Below are 15,686 nucleotides of genomic sequence, written 5' to 3'. Positions count from 1 at the left end.
GTCATTCATCTCTCTTGGGCACGATGATGTCGCGGTTGCCGTTGGTCGCCATCGACGACACGACACCGGACTTCTCCATCTGCTCCAGCAATCGGGCGGCCCGGTTGTAGCCGATGCGCAGGTGGCGCTGCACCAGCGAGATCGACGCCCGCTTGTGCTGCAGCACGATGGCCACGGCCTGGTCGTACATCGGGTCGGATTCGCCATCGCCGCCGGCCGTCAGTCCGGGCAGGCCATCGCCGCCGCTGTCGCCGTCGAGCACCCCACCCTCCAGGATGCCCTCGATGTAGTTGGGCTCGCCGCCCTGCTCCTTCAGGTACTCGACGACACGATGCACCTCGTCGTCGCTGACGAACGCGCCGTGCACGCGCACCGGCAGCCCGGTGCCCGAGGCCATGTAGAGCATGTCGCCCATGCCCAGCAGCGCCTCGGCGCCCATCTGGTCGAGGATGGTCCGCGAGTCGATCTTGCTCGACACCTGGAAGGACAGCCGCGTCGGGATGTTGGCCTTGATCAGGCCGGTGATCACGTCCACCGACGGACGCTGCGTGGCCAGGATCAGATGGATGCCTGCGGCACGGGCCTTCTGGGCCAGGCGCGCGATCAGCTCCTCGATCTTCTTGCCCACGACCATCATGAGGTCGGCCAACTCGTCGATCACCACGACGATGTGGGGCAGGCGATCCAGCGGCTCGGGCTCTTCCGGCGTCAGGCTGAACGGATTGGGGATCTTCTCCTCGCGCTCGGCCGCGTCGGTGATCTTCTTGTTGTAGCCCGCCAGGTTGCGCACGCCCATCTTGGACATGAGCTTGTAGCGGCGCTCCATCTCGTTGACACACCAGTTCAACGCGTTGCCCGCCTGCTTCATGTCGGTCACGACAGGTGCCAGCAGATGCGGGATGCCCTCGTAGACGCTCATCTCGAGCATCTTGGGGTCGATCAGGATCAGGCGGACGTCGCGGGCCTCGGCCTTGTACAGCAGCGACAGGATCATCGCGTTGATGCCCACCGACTTGCCCGAGCCGGTCGTGCCGGCCACCAGGCAGTGCGGCATCTTGGCCAGGTCGGCCACGACCGGCAGGCCCACGATGTCCTTGCCCAGGCCCATCGTCAGCGACGACGACGCATCCGCGTAGACCTGCGAGCCCAGGATCTCCGACAGACGGATCGTCTGGCGCCGCGCGTTGGGCAGCTCCAGCGCCATGTAGTTCTTGCCCGGAATCGTCTCGACCACGCGGATCGACACCAGGCTCAGCGAGCGCGCCAGGTCCTTGGCCAGGCCCAGGATCTGCGAGCCCTTCACGCCGGTGGCCGGCTCGATCTCGTAGCGCGTGATCACCGGACCGGGCGACGCCGCCACCACCCGCACCTCGACGCCGAAGTCCTTCAACTTCTTCTCGATCATGCGGCTGGTCATCTCCAGCGACTCGGGCGTGACGGTCTCGATGCGCGGCGGCGGCGCGTCCAGCAGGTCGACCTGCGGCAGCTTGGCGTCGGTCGGATCGGTGAACAGCGTCTGCTGACGCTCCTTGATCACGCGCGTGGACTTGGGCACCTCCACCACCGGCGGCTCGATCACGATCGGGATGTGGTGCTCTTCCTCGATGTGACGCTCGACCTCGACGACGGCCTCGCGCTCACGCTTGGCTTCCTTGCCCACGCGCTTGTCCTCGGCGATCTCGCGGCGGACCTCGCGCTTCTCGATGAGGCGCTCGATCGCGGTGCCGATCTGCTCGGACAGCCGCAACCACGAGAACTTCAGCGCGAGCGATACGCCGGCCACGAGTGCCGCGATCCACACGACGCCCGATCCCGCGAAGCCCAGCAGCTTCATGCTGGCCGGGCCGAGCAGGTACCCGAACACGCCACCGGCGTGCCCAGGCAGGTGCGATTCCCAACCATACAGACGCGTCCATTCGAGCGCGCAGCTCGCCGCCATCAGCAGCAGCACGCCGCCGATCGCCGGCAGCCGGTCCTTGATCGTGGGAGCAGCTCCCGGGTCGGCGCGCAGCATCCGCGCCAGGCCGCTCAGCCAGGTGCGCAGCGACACCAGCATCAGCCACCAGCACGAGTAGCCGAAGCCGAAGAGCATCAGGTCGGAGATCCACGCGCCCAGCGCGCCCACGCGGTTGTGCGTCGGCAGGCCGTTGCCGGCGGTGCTGAAGGCGGCGTCGGCGCGGTCATGGCTGACCATCGCCAGCAAGACCAGGCACCACGCGAGCGCGCCCAGCAGCAGCCACAGCGGCGTGCGCAGCGGACTGGGCGGCGTCGGCGGCGGAGCGGCCGCCGCGGCCTTCTTGGACTTGCGCGCCGGCGCGGGGCGCTCGGACGGGGCGGCGTCGTCGCCTCCGCCCAGCAGGGAACCGGGGAAACTCATGCCGCGATTGTGACGCAAGCGCCCCGCGTCTCAGACGCGGGGCCCGGCCGCAAGGTGAAGAAACGTTGAAGCCTCAATCGTGCTGCAGACGTTCCTTGATGACCACGGAGCCGTTCTCGAGCGTCTCGATGACGCCCTTGTCCTCCAGGTCCTTCATCACGCGGCTGACCATCTCGCGCGACGCGCCCACGACCTTGGCCATGTCCTGGCGCGACACCTTGCCGCGGATGATCTTCACGCCCTTCTCTTCCTCGGCCATGTCCAGCAGCGTGCGCGCCACGCGTCCGTACACGTCCAGCAGCGCCAGCGACTCGATCTGGCGATCGGCGTTGCGCAGGCGCGCCACCAGGCCGCGCAGGATGCCGTAGGCCAGGCTCGAGGGCTCGGGCAGCCCGCGCGCGAAATCGGCGCGGCCCAGCACCAGCATGTCGGTCTGGACCTCGGCGCGCACGGTGGCCGAATGGGGTTCGTTGTCGATGAGGCTCATCTCACCGACATAGTCGCCCGGCTGCAACACCGCGAGGATGACCTCGCGGCCGCGGGAGTCGGCGGTCAGCACGCGGGCGCGGCCGTTGAGCAGGATGAAGAGCGCGTTGGACTTGGTGCCCTGCTCGACGATCAACTCGCCGCGTTTGAAGCGGCGCTTGACGACACTGTCCGCGATGGACTGGGCCTGGTCGGCGGTCAGCAGGGAGAACAAGGGAACCCTGCGGATCAGATCCAAATTGGACAACATGGCCATGAAGGGATGCCTCCTGTCGGGGGTTAGGGTCAATCGTGGTTGTCAGGATGGCAGAGGGAGCCGCCACCTAGAATGGATGCATTGTGCCAATTTGTTCACGGCTGTTCATAGGGTCAACGCTGTAGGCCGCCGTAGGCTGTCGACCCTTGTGCGCAACGTGCGCATCCCCACCTGCCCCGTCATGAGCCAAACCACCCGCCACGTCCAACTGCTGATCCTCGGCTCCGGCCCCGCCGGCTACACCGCCGCCATCTACGCGGCCCGCGCCAACCTCAAGCCGCTGCTGGTCACCGGCATGGCGCAAGGGGGTCAGCTCATGACCACCACCGAGGTCGACAACTGGCCCGCCGACGTGATGGGCGTGCAAGGTCCCGAACTGATGCAGCGCTTCCAGCAGCATGCCGAGCGCTTCCAGACCGAGATCGTCTTCGACCACATCAACAGCGTCGACTTCTCCAAGCGCCCGTTCACGCTGACCGGCGACAGTGGCGTGTACACGGCCGACACGGTGATCCTGGCCACGGGCGCCTCGGCGCAGTACCTGGGCCTGGCGTCGGAGGAATCGTTCATGGGCCGCGGCGTCAGCGCCTGCGCGACCTGCGACGGCTTCTTCTATCGCGATCAGGAAGTCAGCGTGGTCGGCGGCGGCAACACCGCGGTCGAGGAAGCGCTGTACCTGTCCAACATCGCCAGCAAGGTCCACCTGATCCATCGCCGCGACAAGTTCCGCGCCGAGCCCATCCTGGTCGACAAGCTGATGGACAAGGTCAAGGCCGGCAAGATCGAGCTGCACCTGTTCCACACGCTGGATGAGGTGCTGGGCGACGCCACCGGCGTCACTGGCGTGCGCATCAAGAGCACGCAGGACGGCACGACCACCGACGTGAAGCTGCAGGGCTGCTTCATCGCGATCGGCCACAAGCCCAACACCGACATCTTCCAGGGACAACTGGAGATGAAGGACGGCTACATCCGCACGAAGAGCGGCCTGGAAGGCTTCGCGACGATGACCAGCGTGCCGGGCGTGTTCGCCGCCGGCGACGTGCAGGACCATGTCTATCGCCAGGCCATCACCAGCGCCGGCACCGGCTGCATGGCCGCGCTCGACGCGCAGCGCTTCCTGGAGCAGGCCGCGGACTGACCGCCCCTTGCGCCTCCTGACCGGCCCGCCTTTGCGCGGGCCGGTCTGTTTCTGCTACACTCGACGTTTTTCCTGCGCCGACAACCTGTGAAGGATCTCGACGCGGGGAAGATGGGATACCGCCACCCTATGGCGAGGTGAGGCCGCCACCCGCGATCCGACAGCCAGGTCGGGCCGATTGGGATGGTCGCCGGATGACAAGTATCGGAGTGTCCACATGGCACGCGTCTGCGAAGTCACGGGCAAGAAGCCCATGGTCGGAAACAATGTTTCCCACGCCAACAACAAAACCAAGCGCCGGTTCCTCCCGAACCTGCAATACCGCCGTTTCTGGGTCGAAAGCGAGAACCGCTGGGTCCGTCTGCGCATCAGCAACGCCGCGCTGCGTCTGATCGACAAGAAGGGCATCGACGCCGTGCTGGCCGACCTGCGCGCGCGCGGTCAAGCCTAATCACTGAACCAGGAGCGACACCATGGCATCCAAAGGCGGACGCGAGAAGATCAAGCTGGAATCCACTGCCGGCACCGGTCATTTCTACACCACCAACAAGAACAAGAAGACCACGCCCGAAAAGCTGGAATTCATGAAGTTCGACCCCAAGGCACGCAAGCACGTGCTGTACAAGGAAACCAAGCTGAAGTGATTCAGCTGGGAGGCCGCGGCTCCGGCAGCGCCCTCACCTTGCAAGCAAGAACCCGCCTCACGGCGGGTTTTTTCATTTCCGACGGCTCATGTCCGAGGACATTTCTGCAGCGACAGCGCCTCGGCAAGCCGACGCGCCGCCGGCTGGCTCTCAAGGCGTGGCGCGAGCGATGTCGGACTTGTTGAGCAGCGTCTTGGCAAACCAGTCGTCGATCATCTTCTTCTCGTAGCGCAGCGGCTCCGACTCGAAGTAGCGATTGCGCGCGGTGTTCTGGTAGTCCATGTCCTTGATGTCCGCCTTGCCGGACTTCAGCACCTGGCCGTTCTCGCTCAGCGTGTACGAGAAGCTCATCCGGGGAATGGTCACCGTGCGCAGGATGCGGATGCGGTCGGCGCGAACGCGGGGCTCCACGTCGCCCGCCAGATCGACATCGGTCACATCGATCTTCAACTGCTTGCCGGGCAACTCGCGCGCTGCCACGGTCTTGAAGTGCTCCTCGAGCTGCTTCATCGCGGTCTCGCGATCGGGGGCGCTCCAGCCGATGTCGGCGAAGGTCTCCGGCTTGATGAAGTTCACTTCGGCCTGCGCCTGCGCCACCGACGCCACCGCCGTCAGGCTCAGCGTGGTCAATCCCAGCAGCGTCGCGCGCTTGATCAGGGTCGAGGCATTCATGTCGGTCTCCTTGTGTGACGGTCCTGACAAATTATGGGCGCCACCAGGAAAAAAGGCGCCCGGTAGGGGCGCCCTTTGCATTCCTTCATCTGCCGCTGGGTGATGCGATTCACCCAGGCGAGGATCGACGTCGGAATCTCCGAATCGACGATCAGGCCCGCACGGTGCGCAGGCTCATCGCGAAGGACTTCAGCTCGGCGATGCCGCTTTCCTCGGCCTTGCGGCACCAGGCTTGCAGATCGTGCACCAGCTGCTCAGCCGACACGTTCGTGCGGGTCCACAGCTGACGCAGCTCTTCGCGCATGGTCACCAGCTTGTCCAGCACCGGGCTCTCGGCGCGCACGCCGTCCAGCTGCGCTTGGTAGGCCGCCGGGATCTTCTCGGCGTCACGGTGCAGCCAGCGCTTGGCCAGCTTGAACTGGTGGAACTTGACGCTATGCTGCTCGCCAGCCGCCTTCAGGCGATCCAGCTCTTCCTTGCAGGCGCTGCGCAGGCCACGCGCGTACTGCGCCATCACCTCGTAGCGGTTGGCGATGATCGCCTCCAGCGTGTCCTTGTCCGCCACGGCCTTGATCTCGCCGGTCTTCATCTGCGGCGCGGTCTTGCGCACCTTCGCCCAGCCGATCATCTCCATGGCACGGATGTAACCCCAGCCGATGTCGAATTCGAAAGGCTTGACCGAGAACTTGGCCGAGGTCGGGTAGGTGTGGTGGTTGTTGTGCAGCTCCTCGCCGCCAATGATCAGGCCCCAGGGCGACACATTGGTGGAGGCGTCGGTCGCCTCGAAGTTGCGATAACCCCAGTAGTGACCCGCGCCGTTGATGACGCCGGCCGCCCAGATCGGGATCCAGGCCATCTGCGTCGCCCAGACCGCCAGGCCCGCCACGCCGAACAGCGAAACGTTCAGGATCAGCATCAGCGACACCCCCCAGACCGAGCGCTTCGTGTAGACATTGCGCTCCATCCAGTCGTCCGGCACGCCGTGGCTGAACTTCTTGATGGTCTCCTGGTTCTTGGCCTCGGCGCGATACAGCTCGGCGCCACGCGTCATCACGGTCTTGATGCCGCGGGTGACGGGGCTGTGAGGATCGTCCTCGGTCTCGCACTTGGCGTGGTGCTTGCGGTGGATGGCCACCCACTCGCGCGTCACCATGCCCGTGGTCATCCACAGCCAGAAGCGGAAGAAATGGGACGGGATCGGGCCCAGGTCCAGCGCGCGGTGCGCCTGGGCGCGGTGCAGGAAGATCGTGACAGCGGCGATGGTGATATGCGTCACCACCAGCGTGAAGACCACGATCTGCCACCAGCTGGCGCCGGTGAGGCCGTCGATGAGGAAACTCAAGACGGCGTCGTGCACAGACATCAATACGTTCATTCGGTCCTAACCCTGCTCGCGAGGAGCCAGTTGTCCACAGGAAGCCACGATTGTAGGCGAGCGACTCTAGAAATCGCCCAAATGTGACCGGCTTTCCCGCTGGTCTTTTGACGCTTCAGGTCTGGAAGACCAGGAAACGTGATTCATCGAACGAACCAGATCAGGGCAGACCGAAGCACCGCAAGGCCTTCCTGCGGTCGCTGCCCAGGCATTTGGTTCGTCAGAAGAATTTCGGAGCGCGGCCACCTGCCGCGCCCTGCCCGGCCTTACTTCTTGCGTTCCCAGACCGCCGCGAAGAAGCCGTCGCTGTGATGGCGGTGCGGCCACAGGCGCAGGTAGCCGCTGTCGGACAACTCGGCCGCCTGGGCCGCGTCGACCTGGGCATGCGCCAGGACGTCCTGCGCGGGCAGCAGCGTGAAGTCGGGATGCGCCTCGGCGAAGGCCTGCGCGACCGCCTCGTTCTCCGCGTCCAGCAGCGAGCAGGTCGCGTACACAAGGCGACCACCCGGCTTGAGCAGGCGCGACGCGCTGTTCAGGATGTTGATCTGCTTGGCGTGCAGTTCCTCGATGCTCTTGGGCGACTGGCGCCACTTGAGGTCGGGATTGCGGCGCAGCGTGCCCAGGCCCGAGCACGGCGCATCGACCAGCACCCGGTCGATCTTGCCGGCGAGGCGCTTGACGCGCTCGTCGCGCTCGTTGCTGATCTGGACCGGATAGACGTTGGACAGACCGCTGCGCGCCAGGCGCGGCTTGAGCTTGTCCAGCCGGTGGCCCGACACGTCGAAGGCGTACAGGCGGCCGGTGTTGCGCATCGCCGCGCCCAGCGCCAGCGTCTTGCCGCCGGCACCGGCGCAGAAGTCCACGACCATCTCGCCGCGCTTGGCCTCGGTCAGCAGCGACAGCAACTGGCTGCCCTCGTCCTGCACCTCGACCTGGCCGCTGGTGAAGACGTCCAGCTTCTGCAGCGCGGGCTTGCCCTCCAGGCGCAGGCCCCAGGGCGAATACGGCGTCGGCGCCGAGTTGAACCCCTTGTCCTTGAGCGCGGCCTGCACGTCCTCGCGCTTGGCCTTGAGCAGGTTCACGCGCAGGTCCAGCGGTGCGGACTCGTTCACCGCCTCGGCCAGTTGCCAGAACTCCTCGTCGCCCAGGCGCTGGCGCAGCGGGTCGACCAGCCAGTCGGGCAGGTTGTGGCGCAGCTTCTCGGGCAGCTTGGCGCGGTCGATGGAGGCGACCTGCTTGAGCCAGTGCTGCTCCTCGTCCTTGAGCGCGGCACGCAGGAAGGTCTCGTTGCCCTGCCAGGCCAGGATCGCCAGCCGGCGAGACATCGGACCCCGGCCCGACTGGGCCAGATGCTGCAGCACCGCGCGCTTGCGCAGCACGGTGTAGGCGGTCTCGGCCACGGTGTGGCGCTCGCGCTGGCCCAGGGCCTTGTTGGCGCGGAAGAAGTCGGAAACGAGGGCGTCGGCGGGCTTGTCGAACAGCAGCAGGCTGTCCACGAGTTCGGCGCAGAGTTCGAGAAGGGCATTAGGATGCATCGCCCGATTATCCCCGACGCTTCCCGAATGAGCGACGCCACGTCCGATCCCCTCGCCACCCCGCAGCCCGCACACGCCACGTCCGGTGCCGATCCGGCCGCGCACGGCGCCGGCGATCCGCTCCCGCCGCTGCCCGAGGCGCCCCCGGGCCGCTACCGCCATTACAAGGGCGGCGAATACGAAGTCCGCGGCGTCGTGCGCCACAGCGAGACGCTGGAGCCCCTGGTGCTGTACGCGCCGCTGTACAACGACTCGGGCCTCTGGGTGCGCCCTTACGCGATGTTCTTCGGCACCGTCGAGATCGACGGCCGCGCCCTGCCCCGCTTCGCGCGGATCGGCGACTGACGCCGCCACTGCCGAGGCCTCGCACCGCCATGCCGCTCCTGCACCAGATCCAACGCCGACCGCGCCTGCTGATCGGGGCGGCCACCGGCGCGCTACTGGCCGCCTGCTGGCCGGTGGACCTCGCCTGGCACACCCGGCTGCTGCTGGGCTGGAGCGCGGGCGTGTGGACCTACCTGATCCTCATCGGCTGGCGCATGGTCCGCACCGATGCCGAGGACGTCGAGGAGCAGGCCCGCGCCGTCGCCGACAGCGTCTACGTCGTGCTGGGCCTGGCGATCCTGGGCGGCGCGGCGAGCATGGCGGCCATCGCGCTGGAGCTCGCGCAGGTCAAGGAATCGGGGCTGATGCAGGCCTGGCCGCACCTGCTGGTCGCGTCGGCGACGCTGACCGGGTCCTGGCTGCTGCTGCCGGTCGAGTTCGGCCTGGCCTACGCGTCGCTGTTCCATTGCGGGCCGAAGGCGCCTCACGGGCTGGAGTTCCCCGGCGACGAGGACGCCCCCGACTACATCGACTTCCTGTACTTCGCCGCGACGGTGGCGGCGACCTCGCAGACCTCGGACGTCGTGGTCAGCTCCCGGCCGATCCGCCGGCTGGTGCTCGTGCAGGCGGTGCAGGCCTTCGTCTTCAACACCGTCGTGCTGGCGCTGACGATCAACTTCCTGGCCGGCATGCTGGGCTGAAGAAACCCAGCCCAGCCCGGCCCGACCCGACCCCGGCGTCGCGCGATCAGCTGAACATCTGGGGCTCGCCGCCGGCATGGCGCACGCGGGCGCCGTCCACGCTCAAGCGCCCCTCGACGAACCAGCGCACGGCGCTCGGATACATGCGGTGTTCGAGCTTGAGCACCCGCGCGCTGAGCGCGGCCTCGTCGTCGCCGTCCAGCACCGGCACCACCGCCTGCGCCACGATCGGGCCGTGGTCGAGCTCGGCGGTGACGAAGTGCACCGTCGCCCCCGCCACGCGGCAGCCCGCGTCGATCGCGCGCTGGTGCGTGTGCAGCCCCGGGAAGGCCGGCAGCAGCGACGGGTGGATGTTGAGCATGCGCCCGGCGTAATGCCCGGTGAACGCGGGCGTCAGGATGCGCATGAAACCGGCCAGCACGACCAGATCCGGCGAGAAGCCGTCGATCACGCGCTGCAGCTCGGCGTCGAAGGCGGCGCGGGCCACATCGCCCTTGCCGAAGGCCTTGTGATCCACGACGGCGGTCGGCACGCCATGCGCTCGGGCGAACTCGAGTCCGGCGGCATCGGGCCGGTTGCTGATCACCGCGGCGATGCGGGCCGGCCAGCCGCCGGCGGCGCAGGCCTGCACGATGGCTTCCATGTTGGAGCCGCGGCCGGAGATCAGGATCACGATGTGCTTCATGGGGCGGCAGTGTAGCCAAGGGCATGGGCATGACGGACCGGCACCGGGGCCGCGGCTCCCTACAATCGCCCTCCCGCCGGACCGCGTCGGGTCCCGTCCCGGGACCGCGCCAACGGTGTGGCCAGCGCCCCAGCCCTCCGCCATGACCGACCATCCGATCCCCTCCCCGCGCCAGCGCGTCCTCTCCGGCATGCGCCCGACCGGCGCGCTGCACCTGGGCCATTACCACGGCGCGCTGAAGAACTGGGTGAGGCTGCAGGCCGCCTACGACTGCTTCTTCTTCGTCGCCGACTGGCACGCGCTGACCACGCATTACCAGCACCGCGAGGGCCTGGAGCAGAGCGTCTACGACATGGTCGTGGACTGGCTGGCCGCCGGTGTCGACCCGGAGCAGGCCACGCTGTTCATCCAGAGCCGCATGCCCGAGCACGCCGAGCTGTTCACGCTGCTGGCCATGAGCACGCCGTCGAGCTGGCTGGAGCGCATGCCCAGCTACAAGGACCTGGTGGCGGAGAACCGCGAGCTGGCCACCTACGGCTTCCTGGGCTATCCGCTGCTGCAGGCCGCCGACATCCTGATCTACAAGGCCGCGTTCGTCCCGGTGGGCGAGGACCAGGCGCCGCACGTCGAGGTCACCCGCGAGGTCGCCCGGCGTTTCAACCACCTGTACCGGCCGTCGTCGCCGCCGCTGTTCCCCGAGCCGCAGGCGCTGCTCACCGAGACCTCGCGCCTGCCCGGGCTGGACGGCCGCAAGATGAGCAAGACCTACGGCAACGCGATCGCGATGCGCGACGCCCCCGAGGTCGTGGCCGAGAAGATCCGCAAGATGCCCACCGATCCGCAGCGCGTGCGCCGCGGCGATCCGGGCGAGCCCACGCGCTGCCCCGTCTGGTCGCTGCACCAGGTCTACGCCGACAGCGACACGCGCGCCTGGGTCGAATCGGGCTGCCGCAGCGCGGCCATCGGCTGCCTGGACTGCAAGCAGCCGCTGATCGAGGCGATCCACGACGAGCAGGCGCCGTGGCGCGCCCGCGCCGATGAACTGCTGGCCGATCCGAAGAAGGTCCACTGGATCGTGGAGGTCGGCACCGAGCGCGCCCGCGCCGTGGCCCGCAAGACCCTGCGCGAGGTGCGCGCGGCCATGGGCATCGACTATTGAGACGGCCCAGATGGCAGGCATCCACATCACCGACATCGAATCCGCCATCAACTGGTGGCGGCATCGCGCGCCCGGCGACGGCGTGACGCTGGGCCCGGAGCTGCGCGCGCTGGCCGAGGTCTACGCGCTGCTGGTCTTCCACCACGAGACCGAGTGCGACGAGGACAGCATGCCCGAGGCCGCGCGCTCGGCCTGGCTGCGCTGGTACGACACGACGCCCGACGCGCCCTGCATCGCCATCTGCTCCACGAGCCAGGGCGACGAGCTCTGCAAGGGCTGCGGACGCAGCTTCGACGAGGTCCAGAACTGGCCGGTGCTCACGCCCGGCGAGAAGCGTGCGACTTGGCGGCGCATCACGCTTGAGGGCACGGCATGGCGGTTCAACCGCTACGCGGAACGGGCCATCGAGCGGCGTCAGTCCGGGCAGCCCGGGCAGGCCGACCCGGGCGCCCCTGTCCCCGATGAGCCCACCGGCACTGGGCACCGCGCCTCCGGCAAGGACCGCGCTTGAGCGCCGCGATCCACGGCCGACTCGCGAGCCTGCGGCAGATCCTGCCGCTCGCGTGGCCCGTGTTCATCGGCCAACTGGCCGTGCTGGCCTACTCGACGATCGACACCTTGCTGGTGGCGCGGCACTCGGCGATCGACCTCGCGGCGCTGGCGGTCGGTTCGGCGGTCTACACCTCGGTGTTCGTCGGCCTGATGGGCGTGGTGCTGGCGATCTCGCCGGTGGCGGGGCAGCTCTTCGGCGCCCGCCGGATGAGCGAGGCCGGCGACAGCCTGCATCAGGCCGCGTGGCTGGCGCTCGCGCTGACGGTCGTCGGCGAGCTGATCCTGTGGTTCCCGCAGCCCTTCCTCGCGATCTCGCAGGTCAGTCCGGAGATCGCCGCCAAGATCCGCGACTACCTGCGCATGCTGGGCGTGGCGCTGCCGGCGGCCTTGCTCTTCACCGCGTATCGCGGCTTCAACACGGCGGTGTCGCGGCCCAAGGCGGTCATGGCGCTGCAGATCGGCGGCCTGGTGCTCAAGTTCCCGGCGAGCATGCTGCTGATCGGCGGCTTCAGCCTGGGACCGCTGCAGGTGCCCGCGCTGGGCGCGGTGGGATGCGCGATCGCCACCGCGATCGTGATGTGGAGCCAGCTGCTGATCGCGCTGATCGTGCTCAAGCGCGATCCGTTCTACGCGCCCTTCGGCTTCTCCGGCACCGGGCTGCACCGGCCGCGCAAGGACACGCTGCTGCGCCTGGTGAAGCTGGGCGTGCCGATGGGCGCCTCGGTGCTGATCGAGGTGACCGGCTTCACCTTCATGGCCATCTTCATCGCGCGGCTGGGCACGACGCCGGTCGCGGGGCATCAGCTGTGCGCCAACCTCGTGGCGATGATGTTCATGCTGCCGCTGTCGCAGGCCAACGCCTGCAGCACGCTGGTGGCGCAGGCGCTGGGCGCGCGCGACTACGCCGCCGCGCGCCGCCTGGGCTGGCATGGGCTGGAGATCGCGCTGGCGATCGCGTTCGTGCTGGGCGGGCTGGTCTTCTCGCTGCGCGAGCAGGTGCTGGGCCTGTACACCCACGACGCGGCCATCGTCGCCGCCGCACTGCCGCTGCTGGGCTGGTTGTGGCTGTTCCACGTATCGGACGCAGGACAGACGGTCGCGGCCTTCGTGCTGCGGGCCCACCACATCGCGACCGCGCCGATGCTGATCTACGCGTTCGCGATCTGGGGACTGGGACTGGGCGGCGGGTACTGGCTGGCCTTCGGCAGCCATGACATCGAGCTGCCCGCCGTCATGCAGGGCGCGCGCGGGTTCTGGAGCGCCGCTTCGGTGGGCCTGGCCGCCGCGGCCATCGGGCTCAGCGTCCTGCTGGCCATGGTCCACCGCCGGGAGATCAGAGGCTAGTCCAAGGGCTGCAAGGCTCGCTGGGATCGACGAGCCCTCACCCCCCGCCCTCTCCCGCTCCGCGGGCGAGGGGGCCGGAGAGACCGGGCGACTAGCAAGAAGCCCCTCGCCCGCGAAGCGGGAGAGGGGTTGGGGTGAGGGCTCCGTGCAGTCCTGGGTCAGGCCGCGGTCAACGGCAGCGTGATCACGAAGCAGCTGCCGCCGCCCTCGCGGGCATCGCAGCGCACGGTGCCGTGATGGGCCGTGGCGATCTGCTTGACCAGGTTCAGCCCCAGGCCGACGCCGCCTGACACCTCGGCATGCCCCGGCAGCCGGAAGAACGCCTCGAAGATGCGCTCGCGCATCGGCTCGGGCACACCCGGCCCGCGATCGCACACCGCCAGCTCGATGCGATCGTTGCCGGCGCGTCTCACCTTCAGCTCGACATCCGGCCCGCCATACCGTCTGGCGTTCTCCAGCAGGTTGCGCAGCGCGCGGCGCAACAGGCGGTCATCGCCGCTGAGCGTCAGGCGGTCGATGCCGTCCTCGACCTGCAAGTCCGCGCCGCCCATCGCCGCGGACTCGGCGGCGATGGCCAGCAGGTCCACCGGCTCCAGGCGCAGCGATTGGGCGCCGCCCTCGAGCCGGCTCGCCAGCAGCACCTCCTCGACCAGCGCGTCGAGCTCGGCGATGTTGGTGTTGATCTCCTGCCCCAGGCGCGCGCGCTGCGCCGGCGAGGCATCGTCGAGCATCGAGAACGCCATCTTCAGGCGGGCCAGCGGCGAGCGCAGCTCATGGCTGGCGTTGGCCAGCAGGCTCTTCTGCGCCCGCAGCAGCGCCTCGATCTGCTCGGCGGCGCGGTTGAAGCTGGTGGCCAGCGCAGCCACCTCGTCCTTGCCGTTGTCCTGGACGCGGAAGCCCAGGTCGCCGGAACCGAACTGCTCGACGCCGGATTTCAGCGACTCCAGCCGGCGCGTCAGCCGGCGCACGACCGGATAGGCACCGCCGGACACGGCCAGGAACAGCACCGCGAGCAGCACGGCCAGGGCCTCGCCGCTGGGACGCGGAATCCAGCCGGGCAGCCAGGACCCGTTGGCGGCGTCCTCGCGGCGCTGCTGCTCCAGGCGATCCAGCATGCGCTGACGCATCTGCTCGGCTTCGGGGTGGCGCCCTTCTCGACGCGCGGGTTCACGCGCCTCCTGCGGGCGACCGTCCTGCCCTCGCCAGTCCTGCGGCCCCGGCCCGTCGATGAACGGATCGCGGCGCTCGCGCGGCGCGCGATGCGGGCCACTGGCGGCGCGCGCGTCGGCCTCGAGCTTGTCCTGCCCGACCGGACCCGAGGCGCCCGGCGGGCGGGCCAGTCTCAGGAACAGCAGATGACGTCCGTCATCCAGCGGGATGCGCTGCACGCGGGAACCGGGAATGTCCTCGCGGCGCTCGAACAGCGGCGAGGCGCCGATGCGCCGGCCGCGCGAGTCCTCCAGCGCCAGCGCCATGCGCAGGCGCTGACCCCAGTCCTCGACGGCATCGGCCTGCTCGTCGGTGGGCGCGGTGGCGGGCGGCAGCGCGCGCTGCACCAGGACCGCCAACGCCACAAGCCGCTCGGAGGCGGCTTGCTCGAAGGTGCCGCGTTCCTGCTCGATGCGTCCCTGGAACAACCAGGCCGACCCGAGCGCGAACGCCAGCAACACCACCACGACGGTGATGTAGATCCGCAGGTACAGCGACTTCACTTATTCGAGGCCTTCGGCATCCTGCTTGCGGGCGAACACATAACCGGCGCCGCGCACCGTCAGCACGCGCCGCGGGTTCTTGGCGTCGTCCTCGATGACCGAGCGGATGCGCGAGATGTGCACGTCGATCGACCGGTCGAAGGCCTCCAGCGGATGGCCCTTGAGCGCATCCATGATCTGGTCGCGCGACAGCACCCGGCCCGGGCTCTGCGCCAGCACGACCAGCAGGTCGAACTGATGGCTGGTGAGGTCGCAGGCATTGCCGTCCAGGCGCACCTGGCGCGCGGCCAGGTCGATCTCCAGGCGGCCGAAGCGAAGCACCTCGTCGCCCATGGCCTGCGGCTCGGTGCGGCGCAGCAGCGCCTTCACGCGGGCTTGCAGCTCCCGGGGCTCGAAGGGCTTGGGCAGGTAGTCGTCGGCGCCGAGCTCCAGGCCCAGGATGCGGTCCATCGGCTCGCCGCGGGCGGACAGCATCAGCACCGGCAGGCGGCGCCAACGCTTGTCGCCGCGCAGCTGGCGGCAGAACTCGAGGCCGTCGCCATCGGGCAGCATCAGGTCCAGCACCAGCAGCTCGAACTGGCCGGCCTCCAGTTCGGAGCGGCCTTGCGCGAGGGATCCGGCGAAGCTGACATCGAAGCCGGCGCTGCTGAGGTAGTCGCCCAGCATGGCGGTGAGCCGGGCGTCGTCGTCGATCAGGAGCAGTCGTGGGTTCATCGGGCGTTG

The 15,686-nt window shown here is 68.5% G+C and carries 16 protein-coding genes; 8 read left to right on the top strand and 8 right to left on the bottom strand.

The window, feature by feature from the left end:
• Position 1: 1 nt before the first annotated feature.
• Positions 2 to 2,377: a DNA translocase FtsK gene (locus ACNI65_RS08530; RefSeq protein WP_416762388.1), complete on the bottom strand. Its 2,376-nt coding sequence runs from the start codon at positions 2,375 to 2,377 to the stop codon at positions 2 to 4.
• A 73-nt stretch (positions 2,378 to 2,450) separates the two neighbouring features.
• A complete protein-coding gene (locus ACNI65_RS08525; protein WP_067067043.1) occupies positions 2,451 to 3,119 on the bottom strand; it encodes a Crp/Fnr family transcriptional regulator in 669 nt (222 codons plus the stop codon).
• Between the two features lie 181 nt (positions 3,120 to 3,300).
• Between ACNI65_RS08525 and trxB the strand changes: the two genes are divergently transcribed.
• From trxB to rpmG, 3 genes are all read left to right on the top strand, one after another.
• Positions 3,301 to 4,260: a thioredoxin-disulfide reductase gene (gene trxB / locus ACNI65_RS08520; RefSeq protein ID WP_416762387.1), complete on the top strand. Its 960-nt coding sequence runs from the start codon at positions 3,301 to 3,303 to the stop codon at positions 4,258 to 4,260.
• Positions 4,261 to 4,477: 217 nt separating this feature from the next.
• On the top strand, positions 4,478 to 4,711 hold the full coding sequence (gene rpmB, locus ACNI65_RS08515) for a 50S ribosomal protein L28 (protein ID WP_022979438.1): 234 nt from the start codon (positions 4,478 to 4,480) through the stop codon (positions 4,709 to 4,711).
• 22 nt (positions 4,712 to 4,733) lie between these two features.
• The gene (gene rpmG, locus ACNI65_RS08510) at positions 4,734 to 4,904 is read left to right on the top strand and encodes a 50S ribosomal protein L33 (protein ID WP_058934741.1); all 171 of its coding nucleotides are present in this window, start codon (positions 4,734 to 4,736) and stop codon (positions 4,902 to 4,904) included.
• A gap of 150 nt (positions 4,905 to 5,054) precedes the next feature.
• On the opposite strand, the gene ACNI65_RS08505 is transcribed toward rpmG, so the two are convergent.
• The 3 genes from ACNI65_RS08505 to ACNI65_RS08495 all read right to left on the bottom strand — a co-directional run bounded on the left by ACNI65_RS08505 (position 5,055) and on the right by ACNI65_RS08495 (position 8,486).
• A complete protein-coding gene (locus ACNI65_RS08505) occupies positions 5,055 to 5,576 on the bottom strand; it encodes a DUF3016 domain-containing protein (RefSeq protein WP_416762385.1) in 522 nt (173 codons plus the stop codon).
• A gap of 151 nt (positions 5,577 to 5,727) precedes the next feature.
• Positions 5,728 to 6,939 (bottom strand): fatty acid desaturase, encoded by a 1,212-nt coding sequence (locus ACNI65_RS08500; protein WP_416762384.1) that lies wholly within the window; start codon positions 6,937 to 6,939, stop codon positions 5,728 to 5,730.
• 278 nt (positions 6,940 to 7,217) lie between these two features.
• Positions 7,218 to 8,486: an RsmB/NOP family class I SAM-dependent RNA methyltransferase gene (locus ACNI65_RS08495; RefSeq protein ID WP_416762383.1), complete on the bottom strand. Its 1,269-nt coding sequence runs from the start codon at positions 8,484 to 8,486 to the stop codon at positions 7,218 to 7,220.
• A gap of 129 nt (positions 8,487 to 8,615) precedes the next feature.
• Between ACNI65_RS08495 and ACNI65_RS08490 the strand changes: the two genes are divergently transcribed.
• Positions 8,616 to 8,831 carry a DUF1653 domain-containing protein gene (locus ACNI65_RS08490; RefSeq protein WP_416763592.1) on the top strand — a complete coding sequence of 72 codons (216 nt, stop codon included), beginning with the start codon at positions 8,616 to 8,618 and terminating at the stop codon, positions 8,829 to 8,831.
• Between the two features lie 29 nt (positions 8,832 to 8,860).
• A complete protein-coding gene (locus tag ACNI65_RS08485; protein ID WP_416762382.1) occupies positions 8,861 to 9,511 on the top strand; it encodes a DUF1345 domain-containing protein in 651 nt (216 codons plus the stop codon).
• A 46-nt stretch (positions 9,512 to 9,557) separates the two neighbouring features.
• Here ACNI65_RS08485 and purN read toward each other — a convergent pair whose 3' ends face one another.
• On the bottom strand, positions 9,558 to 10,196 hold the full coding sequence (gene purN, locus ACNI65_RS08480) for a phosphoribosylglycinamide formyltransferase (RefSeq protein WP_416762381.1): 639 nt from the start codon (positions 10,194 to 10,196) through the stop codon (positions 9,558 to 9,560).
• A 142-nt stretch (positions 10,197 to 10,338) separates the two neighbouring features.
• Between purN and trpS the strand changes: the two genes are divergently transcribed.
• The 3 genes from trpS to ACNI65_RS08465 are packed head-to-tail and all read left to right on the top strand — an operon-like array spanning position 10,339 to position 13,251.
• A complete protein-coding gene (gene trpS, locus ACNI65_RS08475; RefSeq protein WP_416762380.1) occupies positions 10,339 to 11,355 on the top strand; it encodes a tryptophan--tRNA ligase in 1,017 nt (338 codons plus the stop codon).
• A gap of 10 nt (positions 11,356 to 11,365) precedes the next feature.
• Complete coding sequence (locus ACNI65_RS08470) at positions 11,366 to 11,866, top strand: DUF3717 domain-containing protein (RefSeq protein WP_416762379.1); 501 nt, start codon at positions 11,366 to 11,368, stop codon at positions 11,864 to 11,866.
• On the top strand, positions 11,863 to 13,251 hold the full coding sequence (locus ACNI65_RS08465; protein WP_416762378.1) for an MATE family efflux transporter: 1,389 nt from the start codon (positions 11,863 to 11,865) through the stop codon (positions 13,249 to 13,251). Before ACNI65_RS08470 ends, ACNI65_RS08465 begins: the two co-directional genes overlap by 4 nt.
• 158 nt (positions 13,252 to 13,409) lie before the next feature.
• Here the strand turns inward: ACNI65_RS08465 and ACNI65_RS08460 are convergent, their stop codons facing one another.
• Positions 13,410 to 14,963, bottom strand: coding sequence for a HAMP domain-containing sensor histidine kinase (locus tag ACNI65_RS08460; protein ID WP_416762377.1), 1,554 nt, complete (start codon positions 14,961 to 14,963; stop codon positions 13,410 to 13,412).
• Positions 14,964 to 15,677, bottom strand: coding sequence for a response regulator (locus ACNI65_RS08455; RefSeq protein WP_416763591.1), 714 nt, complete (start codon positions 15,675 to 15,677; stop codon positions 14,964 to 14,966).
• Positions 15,678 to 15,686: the final 9 nt, after the last annotated feature.

Source organism: Roseateles sp. So40a (genome assembly GCF_048081605.1).
In the GTDB taxonomy this organism is placed as follows: domain Bacteria; phylum Pseudomonadota; class Gammaproteobacteria; order Burkholderiales; family Burkholderiaceae_C; genus Roseateles.
This window is presented reverse-complemented; position numbering and strand designations above follow the sequence as displayed.

Excerpts from the sequence above, each read along its gene's own strand:
- ACNI65_RS08530 (WP_416762388.1), bottom strand. The coding sequence starts at position 2,377 with ATGAGTTTCCCCGGTTCCCTGCTGGGCGGAGGCGACGACGCCGCCCCG.
- ACNI65_RS08525 (WP_067067043.1), bottom strand. The coding sequence starts at position 3,119 with ATGGCCATGTTGTCCAATTTGGATCTGATCCGCAGGGTTCCCTTGTTC.
- trxB (WP_416762387.1), top strand. The coding sequence starts at position 3,301 with ATGAGCCAAACCACCCGCCACGTCCAACTGCTGATCCTCGGCTCCGGC.
- rpmB (WP_022979438.1), top strand. The coding sequence starts at position 4,478 with ATGGCACGCGTCTGCGAAGTCACGGGCAAGAAGCCCATGGTCGGAAAC.
- rpmG (WP_058934741.1), top strand. The coding sequence starts at position 4,734 with ATGGCATCCAAAGGCGGACGCGAGAAGATCAAGCTGGAATCCACTGCC.
- ACNI65_RS08505 (WP_416762385.1), bottom strand. The coding sequence starts at position 5,576 with ATGAATGCCTCGACCCTGATCAAGCGCGCGACGCTGCTGGGATTGACC.
- ACNI65_RS08500 (WP_416762384.1), bottom strand. The coding sequence starts at position 6,939 with ATGTCTGTGCACGACGCCGTCTTGAGTTTCCTCATCGACGGCCTCACC.
- ACNI65_RS08495 (WP_416762383.1), bottom strand. The coding sequence starts at position 8,486 with ATGCATCCTAATGCCCTTCTCGAACTCTGCGCCGAACTCGTGGACAGC.
- ACNI65_RS08485 (WP_416762382.1), top strand. The coding sequence starts at position 8,861 with ATGCCGCTCCTGCACCAGATCCAACGCCGACCGCGCCTGCTGATCGGG.
- purN (WP_416762381.1), bottom strand. The coding sequence starts at position 10,196 with ATGAAGCACATCGTGATCCTGATCTCCGGCCGCGGCTCCAACATGGAA.
- trpS (WP_416762380.1), top strand. The coding sequence starts at position 10,339 with ATGACCGACCATCCGATCCCCTCCCCGCGCCAGCGCGTCCTCTCCGGC.
- ACNI65_RS08470 (WP_416762379.1), top strand. The coding sequence starts at position 11,366 with ATGGCAGGCATCCACATCACCGACATCGAATCCGCCATCAACTGGTGG.
- ACNI65_RS08455 (WP_416763591.1), bottom strand. The coding sequence starts at position 15,677 with ATGAACCCACGACTGCTCCTGATCGACGACGACGCCCGGCTCACCGCC.